The sequence below is a fragment of the Curtobacterium sp. BH-2-1-1 genome, assembly GCF_001806325.1.
Taxonomy (GTDB): Bacteria; Actinomycetota; Actinomycetes; order Actinomycetales; family Microbacteriaceae; genus Curtobacterium.
The window spans coordinates 1,927,220-1,951,959 of the sequence record NZ_CP017580.1; the positions used below are offsets into that span (position 1 = coordinate 1,927,220).

The 24,740-nt window shown below is 70.7% G+C and carries 23 protein-coding genes; 12 read left to right on the plus strand and 11 right to left on the minus strand.

Annotation, left to right across the window (positions count from 1 at the left end; all coding sequences use genetic code 11):
* The first annotated feature begins 186 nt into the window (after positions 1-186).
* Positions 187-1,011 carry an endo alpha-1,4 polygalactosaminidase gene (locus BJK06_RS09170; protein WP_070419346.1) on the plus strand — a complete coding sequence of 275 codons (825 nt, stop codon included), beginning with the start codon at positions 187-189 and terminating at the stop codon, positions 1,009-1,011.
* Between the two features lie 12 nt (positions 1,012-1,023).
* Here BJK06_RS09170 and BJK06_RS19110 read toward each other — a convergent pair whose 3' ends face one another.
* From BJK06_RS19110 to BJK06_RS09190, 4 genes are all read right to left on the minus strand, one after another.
* Entirely contained in the window at positions 1,024-1,383 is a 360-nt protein-coding gene (locus BJK06_RS19110) for a GntR family transcriptional regulator (protein ID WP_070419345.1), read from the minus strand.
* Between the two features lie 10 nt (positions 1,384-1,393).
* Complete coding sequence (locus BJK06_RS09180) at positions 1,394-1,963, minus strand: DUF1684 domain-containing protein (protein WP_070419347.1); 570 nt, start codon at positions 1,961-1,963, stop codon at positions 1,394-1,396.
* A gap of 118 nt (positions 1,964-2,081) precedes the next feature.
* Complete coding sequence (locus BJK06_RS09185; protein WP_070417649.1) at positions 2,082-2,573, minus strand: hypothetical protein; 492 nt, start codon at positions 2,571-2,573, stop codon at positions 2,082-2,084.
* A gap of 70 nt (positions 2,574-2,643) precedes the next feature.
* A complete protein-coding gene (locus tag BJK06_RS09190) occupies positions 2,644-3,276 on the minus strand; it encodes a GNAT family N-acetyltransferase (protein WP_070417650.1) in 633 nt (210 codons plus the stop codon).
* Between the two features lie 96 nt (positions 3,277-3,372).
* Between BJK06_RS09190 and BJK06_RS09195 the strand changes: the two genes are divergently transcribed.
* The gene (locus BJK06_RS09195) at positions 3,373-3,981 is read left to right on the plus strand and encodes a 2-phosphosulfolactate phosphatase (protein ID WP_139201898.1); all 609 of its coding nucleotides are present in this window, start codon (positions 3,373-3,375) and stop codon (positions 3,979-3,981) included.
* Between the two features lie 54 nt (positions 3,982-4,035).
* Entirely contained in the window at positions 4,036-4,338 is a 303-nt protein-coding gene (locus tag BJK06_RS09200) for a DUF427 domain-containing protein (RefSeq protein WP_070417652.1), read from the plus strand.
* A gap of 15 nt (positions 4,339-4,353) precedes the next feature.
* Here BJK06_RS09200 and BJK06_RS09205 read toward each other — a convergent pair whose 3' ends face one another.
* The 6 genes from BJK06_RS09205 to BJK06_RS09230 form a co-directional block, all read right to left on the minus strand.
* Positions 4,354-5,604: an Nramp family divalent metal transporter gene (locus tag BJK06_RS09205; RefSeq protein WP_070417653.1), complete on the minus strand. Its 1,251-nt coding sequence runs from the start codon at positions 5,602-5,604 to the stop codon at positions 4,354-4,356.
* Positions 5,605-5,709: 105 nt separating this feature from the next.
* Complete coding sequence (locus BJK06_RS09210; RefSeq protein WP_070417654.1) at positions 5,710-6,405, minus strand: CGNR zinc finger domain-containing protein; 696 nt, start codon at positions 6,403-6,405, stop codon at positions 5,710-5,712.
* Positions 6,406-6,452: 47 nt separating this feature from the next.
* A complete protein-coding gene (locus tag BJK06_RS09215; protein ID WP_156794820.1) occupies positions 6,453-6,929 on the minus strand; it encodes a SprT-like domain-containing protein in 477 nt (158 codons plus the stop codon).
* Entirely contained in the window at positions 6,926-7,768 is an 843-nt protein-coding gene (locus tag BJK06_RS09220) for a hypothetical protein (protein WP_070417655.1), read from the minus strand. Before BJK06_RS09220 ends, BJK06_RS09215 begins: the two co-directional genes overlap by 4 nt.
* A 135-nt stretch (positions 7,769-7,903) precedes the next feature.
* Positions 7,904-8,659, minus strand: a complete 756-nt coding sequence (locus tag BJK06_RS09225; protein ID WP_070417656.1) for a hypothetical protein — start codon at positions 8,657-8,659, stop codon at positions 7,904-7,906.
* 126 nt (positions 8,660-8,785) lie between these two features.
* The gene (locus BJK06_RS09230) at positions 8,786-9,628 is read right to left on the minus strand and encodes a spermidine synthase (protein ID WP_070417657.1); all 843 of its coding nucleotides are present in this window, start codon (positions 9,626-9,628) and stop codon (positions 8,786-8,788) included.
* A 133-nt stretch (positions 9,629-9,761) separates the two neighbouring features.
* On the opposite strand from BJK06_RS09230, the gene BJK06_RS09235 reads away from it, so the two are divergent.
* The 7 genes from BJK06_RS09235 (at position 9,762) to BJK06_RS09265 (ending at position 21,188) form a co-directional block, all read left to right on the plus strand.
* Complete coding sequence (locus BJK06_RS09235; protein ID WP_070417658.1) at positions 9,762-10,271, plus strand: hypothetical protein; 510 nt, start codon at positions 9,762-9,764, stop codon at positions 10,269-10,271.
* Positions 10,268-11,473, plus strand: a complete 1,206-nt coding sequence (locus tag BJK06_RS09240) for a sensor histidine kinase (protein ID WP_070417659.1) — start codon at positions 10,268-10,270, stop codon at positions 11,471-11,473. The genes BJK06_RS09235 and BJK06_RS09240 overlap by 4 nt, the downstream gene beginning before the upstream one ends.
* Complete coding sequence (locus BJK06_RS09245; protein WP_070417660.1) at positions 11,470-12,129, plus strand: response regulator transcription factor; 660 nt, start codon at positions 11,470-11,472, stop codon at positions 12,127-12,129. The genes BJK06_RS09240 and BJK06_RS09245 overlap by 4 nt, the downstream gene beginning before the upstream one ends.
* Positions 12,130-12,478: 349 nt before the next feature.
* Complete coding sequence (locus tag BJK06_RS09250; RefSeq protein ID WP_070417661.1) at positions 12,479-13,006, plus strand: hypothetical protein; 528 nt, start codon at positions 12,479-12,481, stop codon at positions 13,004-13,006.
* Between the two features lie 390 nt (positions 13,007-13,396).
* Positions 13,397-16,885: a DNA-directed RNA polymerase subunit beta gene (gene rpoB / locus BJK06_RS09255; protein WP_070417662.1), complete on the plus strand. Its 3,489-nt coding sequence runs from the start codon at positions 13,397-13,399 to the stop codon at positions 16,883-16,885.
* A 42-nt stretch (positions 16,886-16,927) separates the two neighbouring features.
* A complete protein-coding gene (gene rpoC, locus BJK06_RS09260) occupies positions 16,928-20,809 on the plus strand; it encodes a DNA-directed RNA polymerase subunit beta' (RefSeq protein ID WP_070417663.1) in 3,882 nt (1,293 codons plus the stop codon).
* A gap of 127 nt (positions 20,810-20,936) precedes the next feature.
* A complete protein-coding gene (locus tag BJK06_RS09265; protein ID WP_070417664.1) occupies positions 20,937-21,188 on the plus strand; it encodes a hypothetical protein in 252 nt (83 codons plus the stop codon).
* 160 nt (positions 21,189-21,348) lie between these two features.
* On the opposite strand, the gene BJK06_RS18580 is transcribed toward BJK06_RS09265, so the two are convergent.
* Positions 21,349-21,744, minus strand: a complete 396-nt coding sequence (locus BJK06_RS18580; RefSeq protein ID WP_070417665.1) for a VOC family protein — start codon at positions 21,742-21,744, stop codon at positions 21,349-21,351.
* 79 nt (positions 21,745-21,823) lie between these two features.
* On the opposite strand from BJK06_RS18580, the gene BJK06_RS09275 reads away from it, so the two are divergent.
* Both BJK06_RS09275 and BJK06_RS09280 read left to right on the plus strand, forming a co-directional pair.
* Positions 21,824-22,846, plus strand: coding sequence for a GNAT family N-acetyltransferase (locus BJK06_RS09275; RefSeq protein WP_070417666.1), 1,023 nt, complete (start codon positions 21,824-21,826; stop codon positions 22,844-22,846).
* 208 nt (positions 22,847-23,054) lie between these two features.
* On the plus strand, positions 23,055-24,725 hold the full coding sequence (locus tag BJK06_RS09280; protein WP_070417667.1) for a GspE/PulE family protein: 1,671 nt from the start codon (positions 23,055-23,057) through the stop codon (positions 24,723-24,725).
* The last annotated feature ends 15 nt before the right edge of the window (positions 24,726-24,740 follow it).

A 24,740-nucleotide genomic window follows, 5' to 3' on the forward strand; every position in this document is an offset into this window, starting at 1 on the left:
CGCAGTCGCCGCAGCAGAGAAGCCTGGCACCTTCGGGAGGTGCTCGATCATCGGTCCGTGGACCGGGAGTTCGGGGGCGTCCGTACGACGCACGAGGCGATCGGCGCCTCGAGTACGTCCAGCATAGCGTGCGCGGGTCGGATCCCCCAGGCCGAGGTGTCCGCCGGCTCGTGCGAGGATGCACCGGTGCGCACCAGAACCGTCCTGCTGACCGTCGCGACGGCCCTCGTCGCCGTCCTGGGGACGGCGTCCTGCGCCGCCGCGGTGCCCACCGCGTCGTACCGGAACCTGCCCACCTCGGGCGTCCCCGACTACCAGCTGGGCGGCTCGTACGCGCCGCCGGCAGGTGTCACGATCGTCGAGCGCGACAGCACCGCACGACCAGCGGCGGGGAAGTACTCGATCTGCTACGTCAACGGCTTCCAGACCCAGCCGGAGGACGCCGCGATGTGGAAGCGGGACCACCCGACGGCGATCCTCCGCGACCGATCGGGCAAGCCGGTGTCCGACCCGGGCTGGCCGGACGAGATGTTGCTCGACACGACGACCGCTGCGAAGCGCGCGACGATCGTGCGGGTCCTCACGAAGTCCGTCGCCCGGTGCGCCGATCGCGGGTTCGACGCCGTCGAGTTCGACAACCTCGATTCGTGGACGCGCTCGAAGGGGAAGCTGACGCGGTCCGGGAACCTCGCCCTCGCCGCCGCGCTCGTCCGTCTCGGGCACGGCGAGGGGCTCGCGGTCGGGCAGAAGAACACGCCGCAGCTCGGGGCGTCCGGGCGGAAGCAGACCGGCTTCGACTTCGTGGTCGCCGAGGAGTGCTTCGTCTACCAGGAGTGCGGCGAGTACACGAAGGCGTACGGGAAGCGGGTGATCGACGTCGAGTACTCGGACAACAGCGAGCAGCCGTGGTCGTCGGTGTGCGCCTCGGCGAAGCGGCCGGCGATGACGATCCTGCGCGACCGGGACCTCGTGACGCCGGCGGCCGACGACTACGTGTTCGAGCGCTGCTGACGCGCGCCCGCGTCAGGCGGGCCAGGCGTCCCGCAGCGCGCCAGCGGCCTGGTCGGCGGACAGCCCCGCGGCCCGTGCGGCGGCAGCGAGGGCACGGGCGGCATCGGTCACCGTCGACGGCACCTCGGCCGGTCGGATCACCCGGGTTCCGGCGCCGCGTGCGGTCTGCACGAGCCCGGCCTCTTCGAGCAACTGGTACGCCCGCGCCACCGTCCCGGCGGCGAGCCCGAGCTCGTCCGCGAGTCCACGGACGCTCGGCAGCCGTTCACCGTCCACGAGGTACCCGGCGCTGATCTGCGCGGCGATCTGGGACCGGACCTGCTCGAACGGCGGGATGCGCCCTCCGGCGTCGATCGCGACGAGACCCGACATGTGCTCCACCCTAGAAGTCGTACTGCTCGCCGACGGGGATCGGGACCGCGACGGTGTTGCCCGGAGGCGCGAGCGGGCACGCCCACGCCGGGTCGTACGCGCACGACGGGTTGTAAGCGAAGTTGAAGTCGAGGACGAGCTCGCCGTCGTCGCCCCCGAGGTCCGCGCCCTTGATCGTGTCGACGAGGTAGCGTCCGCCGCCGTAGGTCCCGCGGGCCTTGCCGGCGCTCGAGTCCTTGACGGGGATGAACACGCCGCCCGCGTAGCCGCCGTGCGACCACACGTCGAGCGAACCGATGCCGGCCAGGGTCACGACACCGAGCCGGTCGAAGTGCACGATGCCGTCGGTACCCGTCTCGACGTCCATCGCGAGGGGCTCCGCCGGCTCGATCCGGGCCCGGAAGCGCCACGACGGGTCGTAGTCCGGGACGGGCAGGGACTCGAAGTCGGGGGCGTCCTCGTCGAGGAGCGGGCTGGCCGGGTGCTCGCCGAACATCGCGTCACGAGTCTCGCGCCACAGCGCGTGGGCGGTCTCCGGGTCGTTCGTCGCCCGCACCCGTCGGTACAGGTCGAAGGTCATCCGCCGCCAGTCCACGGTGGCGAGCGTGCTGTGCACGCGGTCGTCGGTTGCCGGCTCATGCGTCTGGCTCACGGTACGAGCGTACGCCCTGCCTGGAGGAACGGCGCGGCTCCGGCGGTCAGGCCGCGGCTCGTCGGGCGCGCCGCCAACCGGGCGCGAGGGCGCGCATCCGCAGCGCGCGCCACTGCCAGATCACCCACATCCCCGGCCAGAGCAGGACTCCGAGCACCGCGGGCCGCATCCGGTACGAGAGCCGGTCGACGAGGAGCGTCCGACCGTCCCCGAGGTCGACGGTCGCCATCCGGTGCTGCATCGACATCCGTCCGAACAGCCCGCTCGTGCCACCGCCGTTGTCGCGTTGCACGGGCACACCGCGCACCTCGTACAGGTCGAGGTCGACGTGCGTGTCGCCGCTCGGGACCACGCCGAAGGCGCTCGCGGTGATCGGGTGCGGCTCGCCCGGCACCCAGCGCACCGGGAACCCCTGCGGATCGCGCGACCGGTAGACCAGGAACGGCTTCGTCACGGCGACCATCACCGCCGGGGACAGCAGGGCGTCACGCACGGCCTCGACCGGTGCGTCAAGGGTGATCCGGATGCCCACGTGCATGCCGCGAACGCTACTCGGACCCGGTGGACGAGCGGCGGGCCCGGCGGCAGGCGTGCCGGACGGCACCGGGTCAGGCGTGCCGGGCGGCTCGGCGTCGAGCGCCCTCGGCGCGGTCGTGCCGACGGAGCCGTTCGGCGAGGGACAACCGCACGGTCGGCCACTCCGACGCGATGACGGAGAACACCACGGTGTCCCGCAGCGTGCCGTCACGGCCGATCGAGTGGTTCCGGAGCACCCCGTCCTGCTTCGCACCGAGTGCCGCGATGGCCGTGCGGGACTGGAGGTTGTGCCAGTGGGTCCGGAACTCGACCGCGATGCACTGCCAGACGTCGAACGCGTGCGAGAGCATGAGCAGCTTCGCCTCGGTGTTGATGCCCGTGCGCTGCGTCGACCGCGACAGGAACGTCGCACCGATCTCGACCCGGCGGTTGCCCGTGTCGGGGTTGAGGAACGTCGTCGACCCCACGACCCGGCCGGTCGGGCGGTCGCGCACCGCGAACGGCACCATCCGTCCCGCTGCCTGCTCGGCGAGCCGTCGGTCGATCTCGTCGTCGACCTGTGCCGGAGCGGGGATCGAGGTGTACCAGGTGCGCCACAGATCGCCGTCCGCGACCGCCGCCCGCAGGTCGTCCGCGTGCTCGGAGCCGAGGGGCTCGAGCGTCACGCGGTCGCCGGTCAAGGTGGGTGCGGGGGCGATCTCCATGGCACCAGATCCTACGGTCGCCGACCCTGACGAACCCCGGACGGCGGAGCACCTGTGGAAAGGATCAGGGACCCGCCGACGGCTATCGTGTCGCAGGTGGCAGCACGCACGCAGGAGAAGTACCAGGTCCGCTTCGCATGGGGGACCGGCGGCGCGGCGCGGATCGCCCCGGGGACGCACCTGGTCGTCTGGGTCGACGTCCTCCCGGCGTCCGCGGCGCACGACGGACCCGCCCGCCGACGGGCGCTCCGCGCGGTCGCCGCGCAGGTGCCGGACGGTCCGGAGGTCGTGCTCGGCCACCTCGGCAACGCGACGGCGGTCGCGGAACGCGTGACGCGCCTCCAGGCCGAACGCGGTGACCGCTGCGTCGTCGCGATCGTCGCCGCCGGACGCCACCACGCACCCGGTGACGACGCCGCGGAAGCGGCGGGCGAGGCCGCGGACGTGCCGGACGCACCGGACTTCGCGGTCGAGGACCTGCTCGCGGCCGGCGCCGTGGTCGACGCGCTCGCCGAGGTCGGGATCGACCACACCTCGCCCGAGGCGGCGGCCGCCTGTGCGGCGTACACGGGACTGCGGCGGGCGGTGAAGCACCTGGTCAGCGCCTCCGAGGCGGCCGCGGCGCTCGAGCCCGCCGACGTGCACGCGGCGCTCGCGGTGGACGGCCAGCTGGAGACCCTGCGGGAATCGAGTTCGCGCGCGTAGCGTTCGACCTCCACATCCGGTACCCCGCCGGACCGCAGAGCGAAGGAGCGTGCCGTGAAGGCAGTCGTCGGAGACACCGTGATCGCCGAGGCCCCGCAGGAGGACCTCATCCAGATCGAGGGCAACTGGTACTTCCCGCCGTCGAGCGTGAAGAGCGAGCTGTTCACCGAGAGCCCCACCCAGTACCACTGCCCGTGGAAGGGCGACACGCAGTACTACACGGTGAACGTCGACGGGCAGGCGCTGCAGGACAACGCCTGGTCGTACCCGACGCCCATCCCGTCGTCGTTCGACCGCGTCGGCAAGGACTACTCGGGCTACGTGGCGTTCTGGAAGGGCGTGCGCGTCGTCGACTAACCGGCGCCGACCCGCTCAGCCGGCCAGCGTGAGCACGATGAGCGCCACGTTGAGCGCGACGATCACCAACGCGATGACCCCCGCGACGACGCGGGTGGTCATCGCGTTGACGTCTGCACCCATCACGCTGCGGCGGGACGTGTAGACGACCAGCGGCACGATCGCGAAGGCGATCCCGAAGCTCAGCACGACCTGGCTCACCACGAGCAGCATCGTCGCGTCGGCGTTCACCGCGAGCAGGACGATGGCGGGCACGAGCGTGACCAGCCGTCGGGCCAGCAGTGGGATCCGCACGTGCAGCAGTCCCTTCATGATCTCGGCGCCGGCCATGCAGCCCACCGAGGTCGAGGCGAGTCCCGACGCCAGCAGCCCCACCGCGAAGAGCACGCCCACGACGGGGCCGACGTGCTCGGCGATCGCCCGCTGCGCTCCGGGGATCGAGTCCGTGTCGGCGACCCCGGGCAGCGTCGCCGCCGCGAGGACGAGCATGCAGATGTTCACCCCGCCGGCCACCAGGAGCGCCAGCCCGACGTCCCAGCGCGTCGCGACGAGCACCCGACGGCGCTCCGGGCCCGCCGGGATGTCGCCGTGCCGGTCGCGCGCCAGGGCGGAGTGCAGGTAGACCGCGTGCGGCATCACCGTCGCGCCGAGCATCGAGGCGGCGAGCATCACCGACTCGGACCCCTCGAACCGCGGGACGAGCCCGGAGACGAGCTCGCCCGGTGACACCTGCGCGAACAGCAGCCCGGCGCAGAACCCCACCGTGAGGATCGCGAGCATCGCCGTCACCACGGCCTCGAACGTCCGGGTGCCGCGGTGGCTCTGCAGGGTGAGGATCGCCATCGAGACCACGCCGGTGATCACCCCGCCGGCGACGAGCGGCAGCCCGAAGAGCAGGTGCAGCGCGAGTGCGCCGCCGATGACCTCGGCGATGTCGGTCGCGGCGGCCACGACCTCGGCCTGCGCCCAGAACAGCAGCCGGGGCGTGCGCTTCATCCGCAGGCCGAGGTGCTCCGGCAGGGACTTGCCGGTGACGACGCCGAGCTTGGCGGAGAGGTACTGCACGACGACCGCGCTGGCGTTCGCGGCGACGAGGACCCAGAGCAGCAGGTAGCCGTACTTCGCGCCCGCGGTGAGGTTCGCGGCGACGTTGCCGGGGTCGACGTAGGCGATGGCGGCCACGAACGCGGGGCCGAGCAGGGTCAGGCCGGCCGCGCGCTTCCGAGGCGTCGTCGTCTCGGCGGGACGGGCAGCGGTGTCGGTCATGCAGACAGCATGCCAGAGGATTCGGCGCGCCGAATCCTTGTTTTCGTGTTGCACGTGAATCGGCCCGGGCCGGAGCCACGAGCAGGCCAGGAGGCGCGGGTCGGCTCAGACCGCCGCGCGTCGGGCCCGGTGCGCCCGCACCTTCGCCCGGTTGCCGCACCGCTGCATCGAGCACCACCGGCGTGTGCCCCCGCGCGACGAGTCGTAGAAGACGAGGCCGCAGTCGTCTGCCGAGCACCGGCTCAACCGCGTCGGCTGTCCGTCCGCGGCGACGTCGTCGAAGCCGACCTCGGTGAACAGGGCCACGGCGTCCCGTGCGACGCTCGACAGCGCCTGGGCGAGCCGCACCCGGTTCGCGCCGGCGCGACGACGACCACCGGGGAGGCTCGGCGGCACGTCCGGCAGCGCGGCGAACAGGTTGACCGTGTCGATGTCGTCCGGTGCCGGGCGCGTGCGACCCGTCCCGGCGCGGAGGCCGGCAGCCACCGCGGTCCGTTCCGCCGCGGTCGAGGCCGGACCCGGAGCCGCGGCGACGGCCAGCCGGGCGATCGCTGCGCGGAGGGCACGGGCGTCCTGCAGCTCGCGGGCGGTCGCGCCGACGTCGATCGGCTCGGTGTGGTCGCTCAGCCACTCGTCGAGGTCGGCCGGTGTCGCGAGCAGTTCGCCGAGCTGCGCCCGCGGACGTCGGCCGTCCGGATCGTCGGCGAACCCGCCGGTGTGTGCGAAGTCGAGGGCGATCCGTCCGGCGTCGAAGAACCACGTGGAACCGGTGTCCGTGCGGATGTGCTGCCCCGTGTGCATCCGCCCAGGCTAACGGGTTACCGGCGCGCCTCCGCATGCGATCGGCATCATGCGGTAGCTCGGCTGGCCTCCGCCGCTCGGCGCTCCCACGCGATGACGTTCCGGGGGTCGAACCGGCGGGAGCACTTCGCGCACGCCAGCGGCCGGGTCGGGGTGCGGTAGCGGAAGTGCTCGTGCCCGGCCGGACACGTGCCGATCCACGGTGCGAGTTCGCTCGCCACGGGGCCGTCGTACAGGCGTGAGCCCGTGTAGCCGAGTGCCTTCGCCGTCCGGCGCCACGTGGGTCCGTGGCCGGCGCGGGCCCCGGCCACCGCGTGCGCGATCTCGTGCAGGAGCACCTGGTCGACGTCGTCCTCGGAGAACCGCACGGCGAGGTGGCGGCTCACCGTGATGCGCTTGCGGGCGAAGTCGCACTGGCCCGCCCGGGTCTTGGCGTGGTCGAACCCGAACGACCAGCTGCCCGCCCCGAGGTGTGCCGTCATCAGGTGTTCGGCGCGGGACCGGACGGCCTCGAGCGTCGTCACCGTTCGTCGTCGCCGGGTTCGTCGCGCCCGGCCTGGCCCTTCTGCGCGGCACGAGCGGCGATGCGGCCCCAGAGTTCGTCCGCCTCGGTCCGGGCGGCGTCCGGCGCACCGAGGACCCGGCGGCGCACCGTCGGGGTCTGCTGCACGGGCTCCGGAGCGCGGGGTGCGGCCGGTTCGTCCTCGTCCGCGCGACGTGCGGCGACGTCGCGGGCGGTGCGCGGCTTGTCCTCGGCCGGGGGCTGCGCGACCGAGGCCCGGAGCGCTGCCTCGACCGCCGTGCGGAGCGCCTCGGTGCGCTCCGACGGCGCACCGGCCTGGCGGAACGCCTGGTACGCCCGGGACAGCGCGGCACGGGCCTCGTCGAAGCGGGAGAGCTCGAACAGCGACCAGCCCTCGAGCTCGGCCGCTGCGCCCTCGAGCTCCGGCCACTCCTCGGTCCGGGCGGTGTCCCGCGCCAGGGCCGACTCGGTCGCGGCACGCTCGTACCGCCCCAGGTCGTGCAGGACATGCGCGCGACGGATCCGTGCGGAGACCTTGTCCGAGCGCTCCCCCGTGAACATCGTCAGGCGGAAGACCTCCTCGGCGATGACGAGCGACTCGTCGAGCCGACCGAGCAGGCGGAGGAGCTCGGCACGCTCCGCGAGCGCGTCGGTGCTGCGGCTCTGCCCGAGGTCGCGCAGCCGCTGCTGGACGGCGTCGGCGTCGACCGCGGGGCGCAGGCTGATCGGAGCGAAGGTGCTGCCGGGGCTCACGCCGGCCGTCACGGGCGCCGCATGACGCGGTTCCCGGGCGCGGTCGGTGCGGTCGGGCTGCTGGCGGTCGTCGGGCGGGAGGGACATCGGTTCGAGGGTAACCGCGCCGCCCCGAGAGCGAGCGGTGCCACGCGCACGGGGGTCACGCTCGTGTCGCCCGCGGGGACGAGGACGGCCCGCCGCGCAGGTGCACGACGGGCCGTCCGGGACGATCTGGTCGGGTCAGGACATCCCGCTGGCCGAGACGGCCGAGATGAGGATGGCCACCACGAACGCGATCGCCGCGACGACCGCGAGGATGATCGCGAAGACACCCCAGCCGCGTCCGCGCTTCGTGACCGCGGCGACGATGCCCTGCACGATCGCCCACAGGCCGAGCGCCGAGCCGAGGTAGAACAGCAGCGACCCGGTGACGGCGCTCGACGACGTGGTGAGCGCCATGATGTCGGAGTCGCTCGGGGTCGCCCCGCCGTTCTGCACGGACTCGCGGAAGGCCTCGGAGCCGCCGAAGACGCCGCCGAACAGCGCACCGCCGATGATGCCGACCACGAGCGCGGCGACGGCCACGACGAACGCGATGACGCCGACGGTCTTCTTCTTGGCCTTCGGCTCCTCGTAGCCCTGCCACGAGGGAGCACCGGCGCTCGCCGGAGCCGCCGCGTAGGGCTGCTGGCCGTACTGGGGCTGCCCGTGCTGCGGCTGCCCGTACTGGCCCTGCTGCTCGGCGTACTGGGTCGACCCGTACTGCGGGGTCTCGCCCTGCGGTGCCTGGTACTGCTGGGCCTGTTCGCCCCAGCGCGGCGCGTCGGCCTGTGGGGCCGGCTCGCCGTACTGCGGCGTGGAGGCGGGAGCGGGGTCGACCCGCTCGCCGTAGCGCGGCTCGTCGGCCGAGGGAGCGGGCTGCTGCGGCGCTCCGCCCCAGCTCGGCGCCTGGCCGTCGCCCGTCCGGTCCTCGTTGCTCCGGTCGTCGTTCGTCATCAGGGATCCCCTTGCTCGGTCGCGCACCTGCGCGGTCGTTCAGACCCATCCTGGCAGGCGGACCCTCCGCGTGCGCGGCATCCGCCCGATCGCACGGCGACCGTCGGCCCGGCCCACGGTCGCGCGTCAGCCGCCGAAGACGCTCCGGTTCGGCTCCGGCGACGCCACCGCGGTCTGGTCGGTGACGATCGGCGCCCCGGCGATGAACGCCCGCAGCTCCGCCCCGTGCACGACCTTCGCCGGCATCGGGTCGGAGGAGTACCGACGAGGCATCTCCGCCACGGGCAGGTCCGTCGGCGACCCGAGCAGCACGATGTTCCCGAACCGTCGGCCCTTGAGCATCCCGGTGTCCGCGACGGCCGCCACCGACGGCAGCACCGCCTGCAGCGTCGACGCCTGCCCCCGGGCGAACGCGAGCCCGGCCCCGTCCGCCACGTTCACGGCCACGATGCCGGTGGGCGACAGGAACTCCGCGACCTCGCGGTAGAACTCGATGCTCGTCACGTGCGCGGGGATCTGCGAGCCGCCGAACACGTCCACCACGGCCAGGTCCACCGTGCCGCGCAGTCCGGCGGGGAGCTTGCCGAGGACCTCGCGGGCGTCGCCGTACCGCACCCGGATCGAGGCCCCGCGGGGGAAGGGCAGCGCGTCCCGCACGTGGTCGACGAGGTCCCGCTCCAGCTCGATGACCTGCTGCCGGGAGCCCGGCCGCGTGACCGCGACGTACCGGGGGAGCGTCAGGGCCCCGGCGCCGAGGTGCAGCGCCGTGACCGGGCCGTCCGGGAGCAGGTCGATGGCGTGCCCGATCCGCCGGATGTACTCGAACGCCAGGTGCGTCGGGTCCTCGAGGTCGACGTGCGACTGCGGCGTCCCGTCGACGACGAGTGTGAACGACCCCGGGCGATGCCGGTCCGGCTCGACCACCGCGTACCCCGCACCGATCCGGAACCCGTCGAACGCATCAGCCATGGCACCAATCGAACACCACCACGATCACCACCCGCGTCCCCACCCCTGGTTGGTGTGCCCGCCGACGCCGTCGAACGAGGCTGGTACCACCGGCCGGGAGACGCCCGCCGGACCTCCTCGGAAGGCGGACACCATGTCGGTCCAGCTCCTCGTGAACATCCTCGTCGGCATCGCCCTGGTCGCGTTCCTCGGGTACCGCCAGGCGACCTGGCAGTACCTCGACCCGGCGCGCATCTGGCGCACGCCGCTCATCATGGCGATCGTCGGCGTGGTCGTCCTCGCCCAGACGAAGGCGACGATCACGACCACCGACGTCGTGTTCCTCGGGATCGAGGCGCTCATCACGATCGGGGTCGGCCTGACCATGGGCAGCATCACCCGCTTCCGCACGGTCGGCACCCCGGACGCCAAGGGCCGCACGATCCAGTCCCGCACGGGTGCGCTCGGCGCGGTGCTGTGGATCGTCCTCATCGCCGTCCGTGTCGGCCTCGACGTGCTCGGCGGCCACCTCGGCGCGCACCTGCTCACGTCGACCGGCGCGATCCTGCTCGTCCTCGCACTGAACCGCGCCGCACGCGCCGTCGTCATCGACGGCCGCATCCCCCGCGGCGACCGCCAGCCGCGCGGCATGATGGTCCGGTGACCCTGCTGACCGGCCAGGACGAGACCGACCTCCCCGGAGGCCGGTCCCGTTCCGGCGCCGCCTGGGGGCTCAACGCCCTCGGCATCGCGATCGTCGCGTTCTGGTTCGTGAAGAACGGCATCGCCCTGCAGCACCCCGCGTGGGTGTGGGTGCTCGGCGCGGTGGCGCTCGCCGCGTGGGCGCTCCGCGAGTTCGGCCGCTCACCCCGGCTCCTCGTCGTCGCCGGGGTCCTGATGATCGCCGCGGGCACCCTGACGGTGGTGCCGACGGACTCGCTCATGATCGTCCCCGTGATCGTCGGGATCGTCCTGCTCGGCGCGAACCTCCGCGTCCCGGTCTGGGCGGCATCCGTCGCCGCACTCGCCGCGATCGTGGTCGTCGCGGTGTCCGCCTCGATCGAGCACGCCTCGGTCCAGTTCGTCCTCGGGACGAGCGGCGGCATGCTCCTGGGCGTCCTCATCGGCTTCAGCCGGCGGCAGTTCCGCATCGCGGCGGAACGGGCGCGCGAGGCCGAGCGGGACCAGCAGCGCGCAGAACTCCTCGCGGACCGGTCCCGCGCCGCCCGGGACATCCACGACGTGCTCGCGCACTCCCTCGGCGGCCTGGTGCTCCAGCTCGACGCGGTGGAGGCCCTGCTCGAGGCCGGCCGGGTCGACGACGCCACGAAGCGCGCCGCCGAGGCCCGCGCGCTCGCCGCGGACGGCCTGGCCGAGGCGCGACGTGCGGTGCACGCCCTGCGGGACGACGCCGAGACCGACGCCGAGGCGGACGCGGGCCGGTCCGCGGTCCCGCACCGTGCCTCCCGTCCGACCACCGACCCCGCGACGGGCCTGGCGGCCCTCGTCGACGCGCACCGGTCGTTCGGCGGCGAGATCGTGACGCAGGGCGACACGGCGCTCACCGACCTCGATGCGGCCCACCGCGCCGCCGTGGTCCAGGTGGTCCGGGAGGCGCTCAGCAACGCCCGCAGGCACGCCCCCGGCCGTCCCGTGTCCCTGTCCGTCATCCGGGACGGCGACGCCGTGGACGTCGTGGTCGCGAACCCGCTGTCCGGCGGCGGCCACGGCCTGCTCGGGATGCGCGAACGCTTCGCGGAGCTCGGCAGCGGCGCCGCGGTCGAGGCGGACCGGTCGGACGACGAGTTCGTCGTGGCGATGCACCTGCCGGTCGACGAGCTGGCCGCCGAGGGGGACCGCCCGTGACCATCCGCGTCCTCGTCGTCGACGACCAGGCCATCGTGCGCGACGGGCTGGTGACGGTGCTCTCCCTCGTGGACGACCTCGAGGTCGTCGGTGAGGCGTCGGACGGCGCCGAGGCGGTCGCCGCGGTCGAGCGGGAGTCCCCGGACGTCGTGCTCATGGACCTCCGGATGCCCGGCGTCGACGGCCCGACGGCGACGGCACGCATCACCGAGGGGCACCCCGGGGTCGCCGTGCTCGTCCTCACCACGTTCGCCGACGACGAGTCGATCCTGACCGCGCTGCGGGCCGGCGCGCGCGGGTACCTGACCAAGGACGCCGGCCGTGGCGAGATCGCGACGGCGATCCGTGCGGTGGCGTCGGGGCAGTCGACGTTCGACGCCACCGTGGGCGCCCGGCTCGTCGCCCAGCTGGCCGGCGGCACCGGGCCCGCGCCCGTCGCGACGCCGGACCCGATCGAGTCGCTCCGCGCACGCTTCCCGACGCTCACCCCGCGCGAGGCGGACGTGCTCGGGCGCATCGCCGAGGGTCGGTCGAACCCGCAGATCGCCGCCGAGCTCTTCCTCACCGTGCCCACCGTGAAGTCCTACGTGAACCAGGTGTTCACGAAGCTCGGCGTCCGCACCCGCGCGGAGGCCGTCGCCCTCGTCCTGCGCTGACCCGGGTCCGCGGTCCCGACCGGCCGGTCCACCCGGCGCAGGTGAATGCGTGCACATGCACCACCAGCGGACGCCAAGGGTCGTCGCCTACCGTTCACCGGGTCGTCACCTCGGTGCGTCGATCCGCGCAGTGCCCCACACCTCGCGCGCTTCCGCACCCCGCTCGTGACCGCGGCGCGACCGTCCGGCAACCCCCACTGCCCCTCGTGCGCGCGCCGTCGGCGTGCGCCGGGCTCCCCGCTCTCCTGCGCGCCGCCCGTGGTCCGCCCGCCGCGACCATTGAACACATTGCGTGCGTTATGTAAAATATGAGCACGAACGGACCCGATCCCACGAGGAGTCGACCCGCATGACCGACACCATGAGCGTGCCCACGTACCGCCGCGCCACCGCGAGCCGTCCCGCGGTCGCCACCCGCGCCTCCCGTCCGTCCACCCACACCGAGCGCGAGCACGCGCCGACCTGGATGCGTGCGGTGGGTGCGGTGCTGCTGGTGGGCGGCCTCGGGCTGACCGCAGCGGTGCTCGGCTGGCCGGGCGACGCTCCGGAGACGGCGCTGCTGGTGCCGGCGCTCGTCGGTGTCACGGTCGGGTTCCTGCTCCTCGTCGCCCGATCGGGGTGGACGGTGACGGACACCCACGTCGTCCTGCACTTCCGGCCGCTGCCCGCGCGACGGATCGCCCGCGACCGGATCACCGACGTGCGACTCGTCGAGGCGGACGCGTCGACGTACGGCGGCATCGGGCTCCGGATCGGACGCGGCGTCCGCGCGCTCATCCTCACGCCGGGGCTCGGGATCGAGTTCACCGACGACCGCGGACGTGTCACGTTCGTGCGGACGCGGCGGCCCGAGGCGGCGTTCCGCGCCCTGCGCTGACGGGCGTTGCGCGTCCTGCGCTGGCGGGCGTGGCCGGGCTGCGGAGCAGGGAATACCCACGCTGTCCACCGGCTTATACACGGCACTGCCGAATTCGGTCAAGCCAGGACTGGACATCCGTGACGAGCCCGACCTATGATGGCAGTTCGCGCTCCCTGGCATCCGTGTCGTCATATTGCGGTCGACGCAGCGTTCTTCCAGAACGTGCCCTGGTGGTGCCGGTCCCGTATATGTCGGCGGGTCCCGTCCACCCAGATCATCGCACACGTGCACAGCTCACCGGCCGTCGCGTGATCGCGTGTCTTCGAGGGGTGCGCTGAAGCGTCAATCCACTCACCTACGTGCTGCTCGTCAGTACCGGCCCGACGGGGCCTACCGGAGGTCAAACCCTTGGCTGCTGCGCCCAACGCATCCACCAACCCCAAGAACGGTCGCAACCACTCGCGACTCTCGTTCGCCAAGATCACGGACACCCTCACGGTTCCTGATCTGCTCGCACTCCAGACGGAGAGCTTCGACTGGCTCGTCGGCAACGACGTCTGGAAGGCCCGCCTCGCCGAAGGACAGGAGCAGGGTCGCACCGACCTCGCACTGCACTCCGGGCTCGAGGAGATCTTCGAGGAGATCTCCCCGATCGAGGACCTCGGCGAGACCATGCAGCTCGGCTTCACGTCGCCCGAGCTCGAGGACCCGAAGTACTCGATCGACGAGTGCAAGGAGCGTGGCAAGACCTACGCCGCCCCGCTCTACGTCAACGCCGAGTTCATGAACCACATGACCGGTGAGATCAAGACGCAGACCGTCTTCATGGGCGACTTCCCGCTCATGACCGAGCGCGGCACGTTCATCATCAACGGCACCGAGCGTGTCGTGGTCTCGCAGCTCGTCCGCTCGCCGGGCGTGTACTTCGAGCGTCAGCAGGAGAAGACCTCCGACAAGGACATCTACTCCGCCCGCGTGATCCCGTCGCGTGGTGCCTGGCTCGAGTTCGAGATCGACAAGCGCGACCAGGTGGGCGTGCGCATCGACCGCAAGCGCAAGCAGTCGGTCACCGTGTTCCTCAAGGCGCTCGGCATGACGAGCGAAGAGATCATGGACGAGTTCCAGGGCTTCGCCTCGATCGAGTCGACCCTCGAGAAGGACGCCATCCTCACCAAGGAAGAGGCGCTCAAGGACATCTACCGCAAGCTGCGTCCGGGCGAGCAGGTCGCCGCCGAGGCCGCGCGTGCGCTCCTCGACAACTTCTACTTCAACCCGAAGCGCTACGACCTCGCGAAGGTCGGTCGCTACAAGGTCAACCGCAAGCTCGGCATCGACGCGCCGCTCAGCGACTCGGTCCTGACCGTGCAGGACATCGTCCGCACGATCAAGTACCTGGTCTCGCTGCACGCCGAGAAGACCACGCTCGACGGTGTCCGTGACGGCGAGCCGGTGCAGCTGCGCCTCGACGTGGACGACATCGACCACTTCGGCAACCGTCGCATCCGCGCCGTCGGCGAGCTCATCCAGAACCAGGTCCGCACGGGTCTGTCCCGCATGGAGCGCGTCGTCCGCGAGCGCATGACCACGCAGGACATCGAGGCGATCACCCCGCAGACCCTGATCAACGTGCGCCCCGTCGTCGCCGCGATCAAGGAGTTCTTCGGGACGTCCCAGCTGTCGCAGTTCATGGACCAGAACAACCCGCTCGCGGGCCTGACGCACAAGCGTCGCCTCTCGGCCCTCGGCCCGGGTGGTCTGTCCCGTGAGCGTGCCGGCGTCGAGGTCCGTGACGTCCACCCGTCGCACTACGGCCGCATGTGCCCGATCGAGACCCCGGAAGGCCCGAACATCGGCCTGATCGGCTCGCTCGCTTCGTTCGGTCGGATCAACTCCTTCGGCTTCATCGAGACGCCGTACCGCCGCGTCGTGAACGGTCAGGTCACCACGACCATCGACTACCTCACGGCCTCGGAAGAGGACGACTTCGTCGTCGCGCAGGCGAACGCCCCGCTCACCGACTCCTTCCACTTCCAGGACGACAAGGTGCTCGTCCGGAAGAAGGGCGGCGAGGTCGAGCTCGTCGGCAAGGACGAGGTCGACTACATGGACGTCTCCCCGCGCCAGATGGTGTCGGTCGCGACGTCGCTCATCCCGTTCCTCGAGCACGACGACGCGAACCGCGCCCTCATGGGTGCGAACATGCAGCGTCAGGCAGTCCCGCTGCTCCGCTCCGAGTCGCCGCTCGTCGGCACCGGGATGGAGGGCTACACCGCCATCGACGCCGGCGACGTCGTCACCGCCGACAAGGCCGGTGTCGTCTCCGAGGTCTCGGCCGACGCCGTGACCCTGCAGCTCGACGAGGGCGGCACGCAGACCTACTACCTGCGCAAGTTCGACCGCTCGAACCAGGGCACGAGCTACAACCACCGCGTGGTCGTCTCGGCCGGTGAGCGTGTGGAGCAGGGCGAGGTCATCGCCGACGGCCCCGCGACGGAGAACGGCGAGCTCGCGCTCGGCAAGAACCTCCTCGTCGCGTTCATGCCGTGGGAGGGCTACAACTACGAGGACGCGATGATCCTGTCGCAGAACCTCGTGAAGGACGACACCCTCTCCTCGATCCACATCGAGGAGTACGAGGTCGACGCCCGCGACACGAAGCTCGGCAAGGAAGAGATCACCCGCGACCTCCCGAACGTCAGCCCGGACCTCCTGGCCGACCTCGACGAGCGCGGCATCATCCGCATCGGTGCCGAGGTCCGCCCCGGCGACATCCTGGTCGGCAAGGTCACGCCGAAGGGCGAGACCGAGCTCAGCGCCGAAGAGCGCCTCCTCCGCGCCATCTTCAACGAGAAGTCGCGCGAAGTCCGCGACACCTCGCTCAAGGTGCCCCACGGTGAAGAGGGCACGATCATCGGCGTCAAGGTGTTCGACTCGCAGGACGGCGACGACGAGCTCGGCTCGGGCGTCAACCAGCGCGTGGTCGTGTACATCGCCCAGAAGCGCAAGATCACCGCGGGCGACAAGCTCGCCGGTCGTCACGGCAACAAGGGCGTCATCTCGACCATCCTCCCGGTCGAGGACATGCCGTTCCTCGCCGACGGCACCCCCGTCGACATCGTGCTCAACCCGCTCGGCGTCCCCGGCCGCATGAACTTCGGCCAGGTCCTCGAGATCCACCTCGGGTGGCTCGCGAAGCAGGGCTGGAACGTCGAGGGCATCCAGGAGTGGGCTTCTGCCCTCCCCGAGGCAGCCCGCAGCGCGGAGCCCGGCACGAAGGTCGCCACCCCGGTGTTCGACGGTGCCTACGAGCGCGAGATCGAGGGTCTCCTCGACTCGACCCTCCCGAACCGCGACGGCGAGCGCCTGATCGGTTCGTCCGGCAAGGCGCAGCTCTTCGACGGCCGCTCCGGCGAGCCGTTCCCGGAGCCCGTGTCGGTCGGCTACATGTACATCCTCAAGCTGCACCACCTGGTCGACGACAAGATCCACGCCCGTTCGACCGGTCCGTACTCGATGATCACGCAGCAGCCGCTGGGTGGTAAGGCGCAGTTCGGTGGACAGCGCTTCGGCGAGATGGAGGTGTGGGCGCTCGAGGCATACGGCGCCGCCTACGCCCTCCAGGAGCTCCTGACGATCAAGTCCGACGACATCCTCGGCCGCGTGAAGGTCTACGAGGCGATCGTCAAGGGCGAGAACATCCAGGAGCCGGGTATCCCGGAGTCGTTCAAGGTCCTCATGAAGGAGATGCAGTCGCTCTGCCTGAACGTCGAGGTCCTCTCGGCCGACGGCCAGGCGGTCAGCCTCCGCGACACGGACGACGAGGTCTTCCGTGCCGCTGAAGAGCTCGGCATCAACATCTCCTCGCGGTTCGAGTCGTCGTCCGTCGACGACATCTGATCCCGCCCGTACTCGTAACGAATCCAGCTAGAGAGAAGAACATTGCTCGAAGCAACTTCATTTGACGCACTGCGGATCGGTCTCGCCACGGCCGAGGACATCCGCCAGTGGTCGTACGGCGAGGTCAAGAAGCCGGAGACCATCAACTACCGCACCCTCAAGCCCGAGAAGGACGGTCTGTTCGGCGAGCAGATCTTCGGTCCGTCCCGCGATTGGGAGTGCGCCTGCGGCAAGTACAAGCGTGTCCGGTTCAAGGGCATCGTCTGCGAGCGCTGCGGCGTCGAGGTCACCAAGTCCTCGGTCCGCCGTGAGCGCATGGGCCACATCGAGCTCGCCGCGCCCGTCACGCACATCTGGTACTTCAAGGGCGTCCCGTCGCGCCTCGGTTACCTCCTCGACATGGCGCCGAAGGACCTCGAGAAGGTCATCTACTTCGCGGCGTACATGATCATCGACATCGATGAAGAGGGCCGTCACGCGGACATGCCGGGTCTCGAGAACGAGATGCGCCTCGAGATCAAGAACCTCGAGGGGCAGCGCGACTCGATCATCGCCGACCGCCTCAAGAAGCTCGAGGACGACCTCGCAGCGCTCGAGGAAGAGGGCGCCAAGGCCGACGTCAAGCGCCGCACCAAGGACACCGCCGAGAAGGAGATGTCCCAGGTCCGCAAGTCGTTCGACGAGGACATCACCCGCCTCGAGCGCGTGTGGGAGGACTTCCGCAACCTCAAGGTGGGCGACCTCAAGCCCGAGGACGCCGTGTTCCACGAGCTCCAGGACCGCTTCGGGATCTACTTCGACGCCTACATGGGCGCCGAGGCGATCAAGCTGCGGCTCGAGGCGTTCGACCTGGCCGCCGAGGCCGAGGCACTGCGCCTGCAGATCGCCGAGGGCAAGGGCCAGAAGAAGATCCGCGCGATCAAGCGTCTGCGCGTCGTCAGCTCCTTCCTCGCCACCGGCAACTCGCCGGCCGCGATGGTGCTCGACGTCGTGCCGGTCATCCCGCCGGAGCTGCGCCCGATGGTGCAGCTCGACGGTGGCCGCTTCGCCACGAGTGACCTCAACGACCTCTACCGTCGTGTGATCAACCGCAACAACCGTCTCCGCCGCCTGCTCGACCTCGGTGCCCCCGAGATCATCGTGAACAACGAGAAGCGCATGCTGCAGGAAGCGGTCGACGCGCTGTTCGACAACGGTCGTCGTGGTCGTCCGGTCACGGGTACCGGCAACCGCGCCCTGAAGTCCCTGAGCGACATGCTCAAGGGAAAGCAGGGTCGTTTCCGCCAGAACCTGCTCGGCAAGCGCGTCGACTACTCGGGCCGTTCGGTCATCATCGTCGGCCCGCAGCTGAAGCTGCACCAGTGCGGTCTGCCCAAGCAGATGGCGCTCGAGCTCTTCAAGCCGTTCGTGATCAAGCGCCTGATCGACCTGTCGCACGCGCAGAACATCAAGTCGGCCAAGCGCATGGTCGAGCGTTCGCGTCCGCAGGTGTGGGACGTGCTCGAGGAGATCATCCGCGAGCGCCCCGTGCTGCTGAACCGTGCGCCGACGCTGCACCGTCTGGGCATCCAGGCGTTCGAGCCGCAGCTCGTCGAGGGCAAGGCCATCCAGCTCCACCCGCTCGTGTGTGCTGCGTTCAACGCGGACTTCGACGGTGACCAGATGGCCGTGCACCTGCCGCTGTCGGTCGAGGCCCAGGCCGAGGCCCGCATCCTGATGCTCGCCTCGAACAACATCCTGAAGCCGTCCGACGGCCGTCCGGTGACCCTGCCCGCACAGGACATGATCATCGGTCTGCACCACCTCACGACCGTCCGCGAGGGCGCCGTGGGTGAAGGCCGTGCGTTCTCCTCCGTCGCCGAGGCCATCCTCGCGAAGGACCAGGGCACGCTGCACCTCAACGCGCTCGTGAAGATCCGCATGGCGGACGTCCACTTCGCCGAGGGTGAAGCACCCGAGGGCTACGAGCAGGGCGACACCGTGCTGCTCGAGACGACCCTGGGCCGTGCGCTCTTCAACGAGACCCTCCCGGCGAACTACCCGTTCGTCCAGAAGGTCACCGACAAGGGCGTGCTCTCCGCGATCGTCAACGACCTCGCCGAGCGTTACTCCAAGACCGAGACGGCCGCCGCGCTGGACCGGATCAAGGACGCGGGCTTCTACTGGGGCACGCGCTCCGGTGTGACCGTGGCGCTCTCCGACGTCGTGACGCCTCCTCGCAAGAAGGAGATCATCGCGGGCTACGAGGTCCAGGCCGCCAAGGTGCAGGGCGAGTTCGACAAGGGTCTGATCACCGACGCCGAGCGTCGCGCCGACCTGATCAAGATCTGGACCGAGGCCACGAACGAGATCGCGCAGGAGATGCGCGACAACTTCCCGGTCGACAACACCATCAACCGCATGGTGTCGTCCGGTGCTCGTGGTAACTGGCTCCAGGTCCGCAACATCGCCGGTATGCGTGGTCTGGTGAACAACCCGAAGGGCGAGATCATCGCCCGCCCGATCATCAACTCGTACCGCGAGGGCCTGACCGTGGCGGAGTACTTCATCGCCACGCACGGTGCTCGCAAGGGTCTTGCCGACACCGCGCTCCGTACCGCGGACTCCGGGTACCTCACCCGTCGTCTCGTGGACGTCTCGCAGGACGTCATCATCCGCGAGGACGACTGCGGCACGACCCGGGGCCTCGAGCTCCCGATCGCGACCGTGGGCGCCGACGGCAAGCTCGTGCGCGACCCGCGCGTCGAGAACACCGTGTACTCCCGCACCCTGGCCACCCCGGCCGTGGACGCGAAGGGCACGGTCGTCGCCGAGGCTGGCGAGGACGTCGGTGACGTCCTCATCGACAAGCTGCTCGCGGCCGGTGTCGAGAGCATCAAGGTGCGCTCGGTCCTGACCTGCGAGTCGAGCGTCGGTGTCTGCGCGAAGTGCTACGGCCGTTCGCTCGCCACGGGCAACCTCGTCGACATCGGCGAGGCGGTCGGCATCATCGCCGCCCAGTCCATCGGTGAGCCCGGTACCCAGCTGACGATGCGTACCTTCCACACGGGTGGTTCGGCCTCGGCCGACGACATCACCCAGGGTCTGCCGCGTGTCACGGAGCTCTTCGAGGCGCGTACCCCCAAGGGCGCGTCCCCGATCGCCGAGGCCCCCGGCCGCGCCACGATCGAGGACACCGACAAGGGTCGTCGCATCATCCTCACGCCGGACAACGGTGACGAGCCGTTCATCTACCCGGTGCTGAAGCGTGCGACGCTCCTCATCGAGGACGGCCAGCACGTCGAGCTCGGCGAGCAGTTCATCGCCGGCACCGTCGACCCGAAGGAAGTCCTCCGCGTCAAGGGTGTCCGTGAGGTCCAGAAGCACCTCGTCAACGGTGTGCAGGACGTGTACGGCTCGCAGGGCGTGCCGATCCACGACAAGCACATCGAGGTCATCGTGCGCCAGATGCTCCGCAAGGTCACCGTCGTCGACCACGGCGACACCGACCTGCTCCCGGGCGAGCTCGTGGACCGTTCGCGGTACAACGAGCTCAACCGTGCGGCGCTGCAGGAGGGTCGCAAGACCGCTTCCGCTCGCCAGGAGGTTATGGGCATCACGAAGGCGTCCCTCGCGACCGAGTCGTGGCTGTCCGCCGCGTCCTTCCAGGAGACCACCCGCGTGCTCACGCAGGCGGCCATGGAGGGCAAGCAGGACCACCTCGTCGGCCTCAAGGAGAACGTCATCATCGGTAAGCTCATCCCCGCCGGGACGGGTCTCAGCCGGTACCGCGACGTGGACGTGAACGCGACGGAAGAAGCGAAGGCGGAGCGGTACCCGAACCGCATCTTCGCGGACGACTCGTCGTTCTCGGACGCCGACCTGAGCTTCGTCGACTTCGACAGCTTCTCGTCGGACGACTTCACGCCGGGCACCTACAACTGAGCCTGAGCTCCACCGGAACGGCCCCCGCATCCTCGGATGCGGGGGCCGTTCCCGTTGGCACACCCCACTGTGCGTTCGCTGATATTGTGACATGAAAGACAACGATCGGCGTTCGTGAAGGGGTGCGATGCATCGTTCCGCCCGACTTCGCGTCACGTCAGCCCGTTCGCTCGCGACGCTCTCCGTCGTCGTCGGCTGCGCCTCCGTCATCGCGGTCCTGGTCCACGGGCCCGCGCTGCTCTTCGGTGCGATGTCGCTGGGTTCCGCGACGACCGCGGGGACGATCCACGAGAAGAGTCGGCTCGCGCCCGCGGTGTTCCTGGTCGACCTCGTGCTGGTCGTCGTCGCTGCGGTGCTGTTCTTCGTGTCCGAGGGGTGACCGTGTTCGATCCGGTGGGCGTTTCGAAGTGGTGTGGTCCGGAGCCGACCGCGATCGTGGGTCCTGAACGCGGTCGTGCTCGCGCAACGCCGCTGACGGACTGGAGGCGCGGTGCAGGCCCGCACCGCGCCTCCAGTCCGTCAGGCGCTGGCGTGACGGCTCAGACCGCGCGGTCCGCCCCGTTGTCGCGTCCGGTGCCCCGGCCGGTCTCGTCGACCAGGGAGAACAGGCTCAGGACGTTGCCGTCGGGATCGCGGACGTCGAACCAGTCGACTGCTCCGTCGACGCACTCGACCGGGCCGATGTCGATCCCGAGTGCGCCGATACGTGCGTGCTGGGCGGCGACGTCGTCGACGCCGAAGCGGACGCTCACGGGGTTCTCCTCGGCGTCGGCGTCCTCGTAGAGCTGGATCCAGATGCCGCCGACCTCGTACTCGGCGATGCCCTCGTCGGGCTCGAGGTCCGGTTCGGCACGTTCGAACACGGCGCCGTACCAGAGGCAGGACGCCTCGATGTCGGTGACGGGCAGCCCCACGGTCACGCTCGTGATGTCCATGACTCATCATGTCCCGGAGCAGGGCTGCGCGTCGAGCACTTTCCGCTGCCGCGCCCGTGACCGCTGGCAGGCTGGTCGGATGGCAACGCTGCGCGAACGGATCACCGCCCCGGCCCACCTCGAGCTCCCGGCCCCGATCGCCGGGCTGCCCTTCCGGGCGGCGACCCGGGACGACCTGGCGGCCGTGCACGCCCTCGCCGTGGCGGCTGCCGCGGTGGACGACCCACACGCTCGTCCCTCCACAGCGAGCCTGGAGCGGACGTTCTCCACCGAAGGGCTCGACCTCGCTCGGGACACCCTCGTCGGCGTCGATGCTGAGGGGCATGTGCAGGCGTACGGCATCGTCATCGACGTCCCCTCTCGCGTCACCGCTGCTCGGGTGGTGCTCGAGGGGGCGGTCCACCCCGCGCTGCGCGGCCGGGGCATCGGCCGTCGTGTGCTCGCGTGGCTCATCGGGCGCGCGCGGCAGCGACTCGCCGCGCTCGACCTCGACCTCCCGGCGACGATCGAGGTCGGCGCCGCGCAGGGGACCGGTCCGCTACGTCTGGCGGCCCACTTCGAGTTCGAGCCGGTCCGGCACTGGGTGGACATGCGGGCGGTGCTCGACGAGCGCACCCGGCCCGCGATCCCGCAGTTGCCGGACGGGTACAGCGTGCGTGCGACGACGCCCGACGACATCGAGCCGCTGCGGATCGCGAAGAACGACGCCTTCCGCGACCACTGGGGATCGCAACCGATGGTCGAGTCCGACTGGCGCGGGTTCCTCACCGCGGCGACGGCCCGGCTCGATCTCGGCCGCGTCGTCGTCGACCCCGCGGGCAGGATCGTGGCGTTCGCGCTCGTCGAGGTGGACCCGGACGGCTTCGCCGCTCGCGGCCGGTCGTTCGGGTACGTGCACTGGGTCGGTGTCGTGCGGGCGGCACGTGGGACGGGACTCGCGCCGATCGTCCTCGACGCCGCGCTGCAGGGGATGCGTGCCGAGGGGCTGTCCGCCGCGGTCCTGCACGTCGACGCCGAGAACCCGACCGGCGCCGGACGCATCTACGAGCGGCTCGGGTTCGTCCCGGGGCCGGTGCACGTCACCGCGTCGACGACCCTCTGACGGGGGTCGTCGCGGCCCTCGGCGCGCACGCCGTCGGCGGTGTCGATACCCGCGGGTACCCCTGCACTGGGGCCACCGAACACCCCCTCGCCCCCTCGTTGTGGGACTGCGGTGGCCGTTCCGTGCGGACGTAGCGTGGTCGGGCGTCGAACCCCTGCGGCGCTCGTCCCCACGAACCGCGCGCGACCCGAAGGAGGCTCCGCAGCTCATGGCCACGCTGTCCGAGATCCTCATCCTCAACGGAGCCCTGCCGATCGAGCACCTCGACTCGATGACCGGCGACGAGGAGATCGACGACCGTTCGATCCGCTCGCTCGTCGACCAGGGCCTCGTCAGCGAGGCGCAGTACATCACCGCGCGCGCTGCGTCGAACAACTCCAAGACCGTCCCGCTCACGGACTACCCGGTCGACGGCACCGCGGTGTCGATGCTCCCGGCGGCCCTGTGCCGTCGGCACGGCGTGCTCGGCGTCGGGTTCGAGGGCGACGTCCTCGTCCTCGCGATGGTGAACCCGACGAACGTGCTGGCGATCGACGACGCCCGGACCGCCTCCGGACGCCCCGTGAAGCCGCTGCAGGTCGACGAGCGCGACCTCGCCGCAGCACTCGACCGCTACCTGCGTGCCGACGACGAGCTGAACGACCTGACCTCCTCGCTCGAGGAAGAGGCATCGGCGCAGACCCAGCAGCAGGTCGACCTCACCGACGGCGCGCTCGACGACGTCCCGATCGTCCGGTTCGTCAACCTGCTCGTGTCCCAGGCCATCCAGGACCACGCGTCCGACATCCACATCGAGCCCGGCGAGCACGAGGTCCGGGTGCGCTACCGCATCGACGGCGTGCTGCACGAGATGGCCCCGGCGCCGAAGAACATCCAGAACGGCGTCATCAGCCGGCTCAAGATCATGAGCGACATCGACATCGCCGAGCGTCGGAAGCCGCAGGACGGCCGCATGTCGGTGCGCCACGGTGGCCGGCAGATCGACCTCCGCGTCGCGACGCTCCCCACCGTGTGGGGCGAGAAGGTCGTCATGCGGATCCTCGACAACACGAACACGTCGATGTCCCTCAAGGACCTCAACCTGCTCGAGCAGAACTTCCAGGCGTACCAGCGCTCCTACTCGAAGCCGTACGGCATGATCCTCGTCACCGGTCCCACCGGGTCCGGCAAGTCGACGACGCTCTACACGACCCTCAACGCGGTCGCCCGTCCCGAGATCAACGTCATCACCGTCGAGGACCCGGTCGAGTACCGGATGGCCGGCATCAACCAGGTGCAGGTCAACCCGAAGGCCGGACTCACGTTCGCGTCGGCCCTGCGGTCGATCCTCCGGTCCGACCCCGACGTCGTGCTCCTCGGCGAGATCCGAGACCACGAGACCGCGCAGATCGCGATCGAAGCCTCGCTCACCGGCCACCTCGTGCTGTCCACGCTGCACACGAACGACGCCCCGTCGGCCGTCACGCGACTGACGGAGATGGACATCGAGCCGTTCCTCGTCGGGTCCGCACTCGACTCCGTGGTCGCCCAGCGTCTGGCACGACGGCTCTGCGACCGCTGCAAGGCCCCGGCGCAGTACACGCCGGCGCAGCTCGTGGCGCTCGGCTTCGTGGGCACCGAGGACGCCGCCGTGCCGGAGTTCTTCGGCCCGGTCGGCTGCGCCGTCTGCTCGAACACCGGGTACCGCGGCCGCATCGCCCTGCACGAGGTCATGACCGTGACCGAGGAGATCGAGCGTCTCGCCGTCTCGCGTGCCTCGAGCGCCGAGATCGGCCGCGTCGCCCAGCAGCAGGGCATGCTCACCCTCCGCCAGGACGGGTGGGAGAAGGTCAAGCTCGGCATGACGAGCATCGACGAGATCCTGCGCGTGGTCGCGTAGGCGTGGGAGTGGAAC

What these genes read in the sequence shown, in the direction of transcription:
- BJK06_RS09235 (WP_070417658.1), top strand. Translation starts at nt 9,762, where the DNA reads ATGTCGGTCCAGCTCCTCGTGAACATCCTCGTCGGCATCGCCCTGGTC.
- BJK06_RS19110 (WP_070419345.1), bottom strand. Translation starts at nt 1,383, where the DNA reads ATGTCGGGTCTCGTCGCGATCGACGCCGGAGGGCGCATCCCGCCGTTC.
- BJK06_RS09280 (WP_070417667.1), top strand. Translation starts at nt 23,055, where the DNA reads ATGGCCACGCTGTCCGAGATCCTCATCCTCAACGGAGCCCTGCCGATC.
- BJK06_RS09220 (WP_070417655.1), bottom strand. Translation starts at nt 7,768, where the DNA reads ATGTCCCTCCCGCCCGACGACCGCCAGCAGCCCGACCGCACCGACCGC.
- BJK06_RS09230 (WP_070417657.1), bottom strand. Translation starts at nt 9,628, where the DNA reads ATGGCTGATGCGTTCGACGGGTTCCGGATCGGTGCGGGGTACGCGGTG.
- BJK06_RS09265 (WP_070417664.1), top strand. Translation starts at nt 20,937, where the DNA reads ATGCATCGTTCCGCCCGACTTCGCGTCACGTCAGCCCGTTCGCTCGCG.
- BJK06_RS09190 (WP_070417650.1), bottom strand. Translation starts at nt 3,276, where the DNA reads ATGGAGATCGCCCCCGCACCCACCTTGACCGGCGACCGCGTGACGCTC.
- BJK06_RS09210 (WP_070417654.1), bottom strand. Translation starts at nt 6,405, where the DNA reads ATGCACACGGGGCAGCACATCCGCACGGACACCGGTTCCACGTGGTTC.
- BJK06_RS09225 (WP_070417656.1), bottom strand. Translation starts at nt 8,659, where the DNA reads ATGACGAACGACGACCGGAGCAACGAGGACCGGACGGGCGACGGCCAG.
- BJK06_RS09250 (WP_070417661.1), top strand. Translation starts at nt 12,479, where the DNA reads ATGACCGACACCATGAGCGTGCCCACGTACCGCCGCGCCACCGCGAGC.
- BJK06_RS09205 (WP_070417653.1), bottom strand. Translation starts at nt 5,604, where the DNA reads ATGACCGACACCGCTGCCCGTCCCGCCGAGACGACGACGCCTCGGAAG.
- BJK06_RS09275 (WP_070417666.1), top strand. Translation starts at nt 21,824, where the DNA reads ATGGCAACGCTGCGCGAACGGATCACCGCCCCGGCCCACCTCGAGCTC.
- BJK06_RS09180 (WP_070419347.1), bottom strand. Translation starts at nt 1,963, where the DNA reads ATGACCTTCGACCTGTACCGACGGGTGCGGGCGACGAACGACCCGGAG.
- BJK06_RS18580 (WP_070417665.1), bottom strand. Translation starts at nt 21,744, where the DNA reads ATGGACATCACGAGCGTGACCGTGGGGCTGCCCGTCACCGACATCGAG.
- BJK06_RS09185 (WP_070417649.1), bottom strand. Translation starts at nt 2,573, where the DNA reads ATGCACGTGGGCATCCGGATCACCCTTGACGCACCGGTCGAGGCCGTG.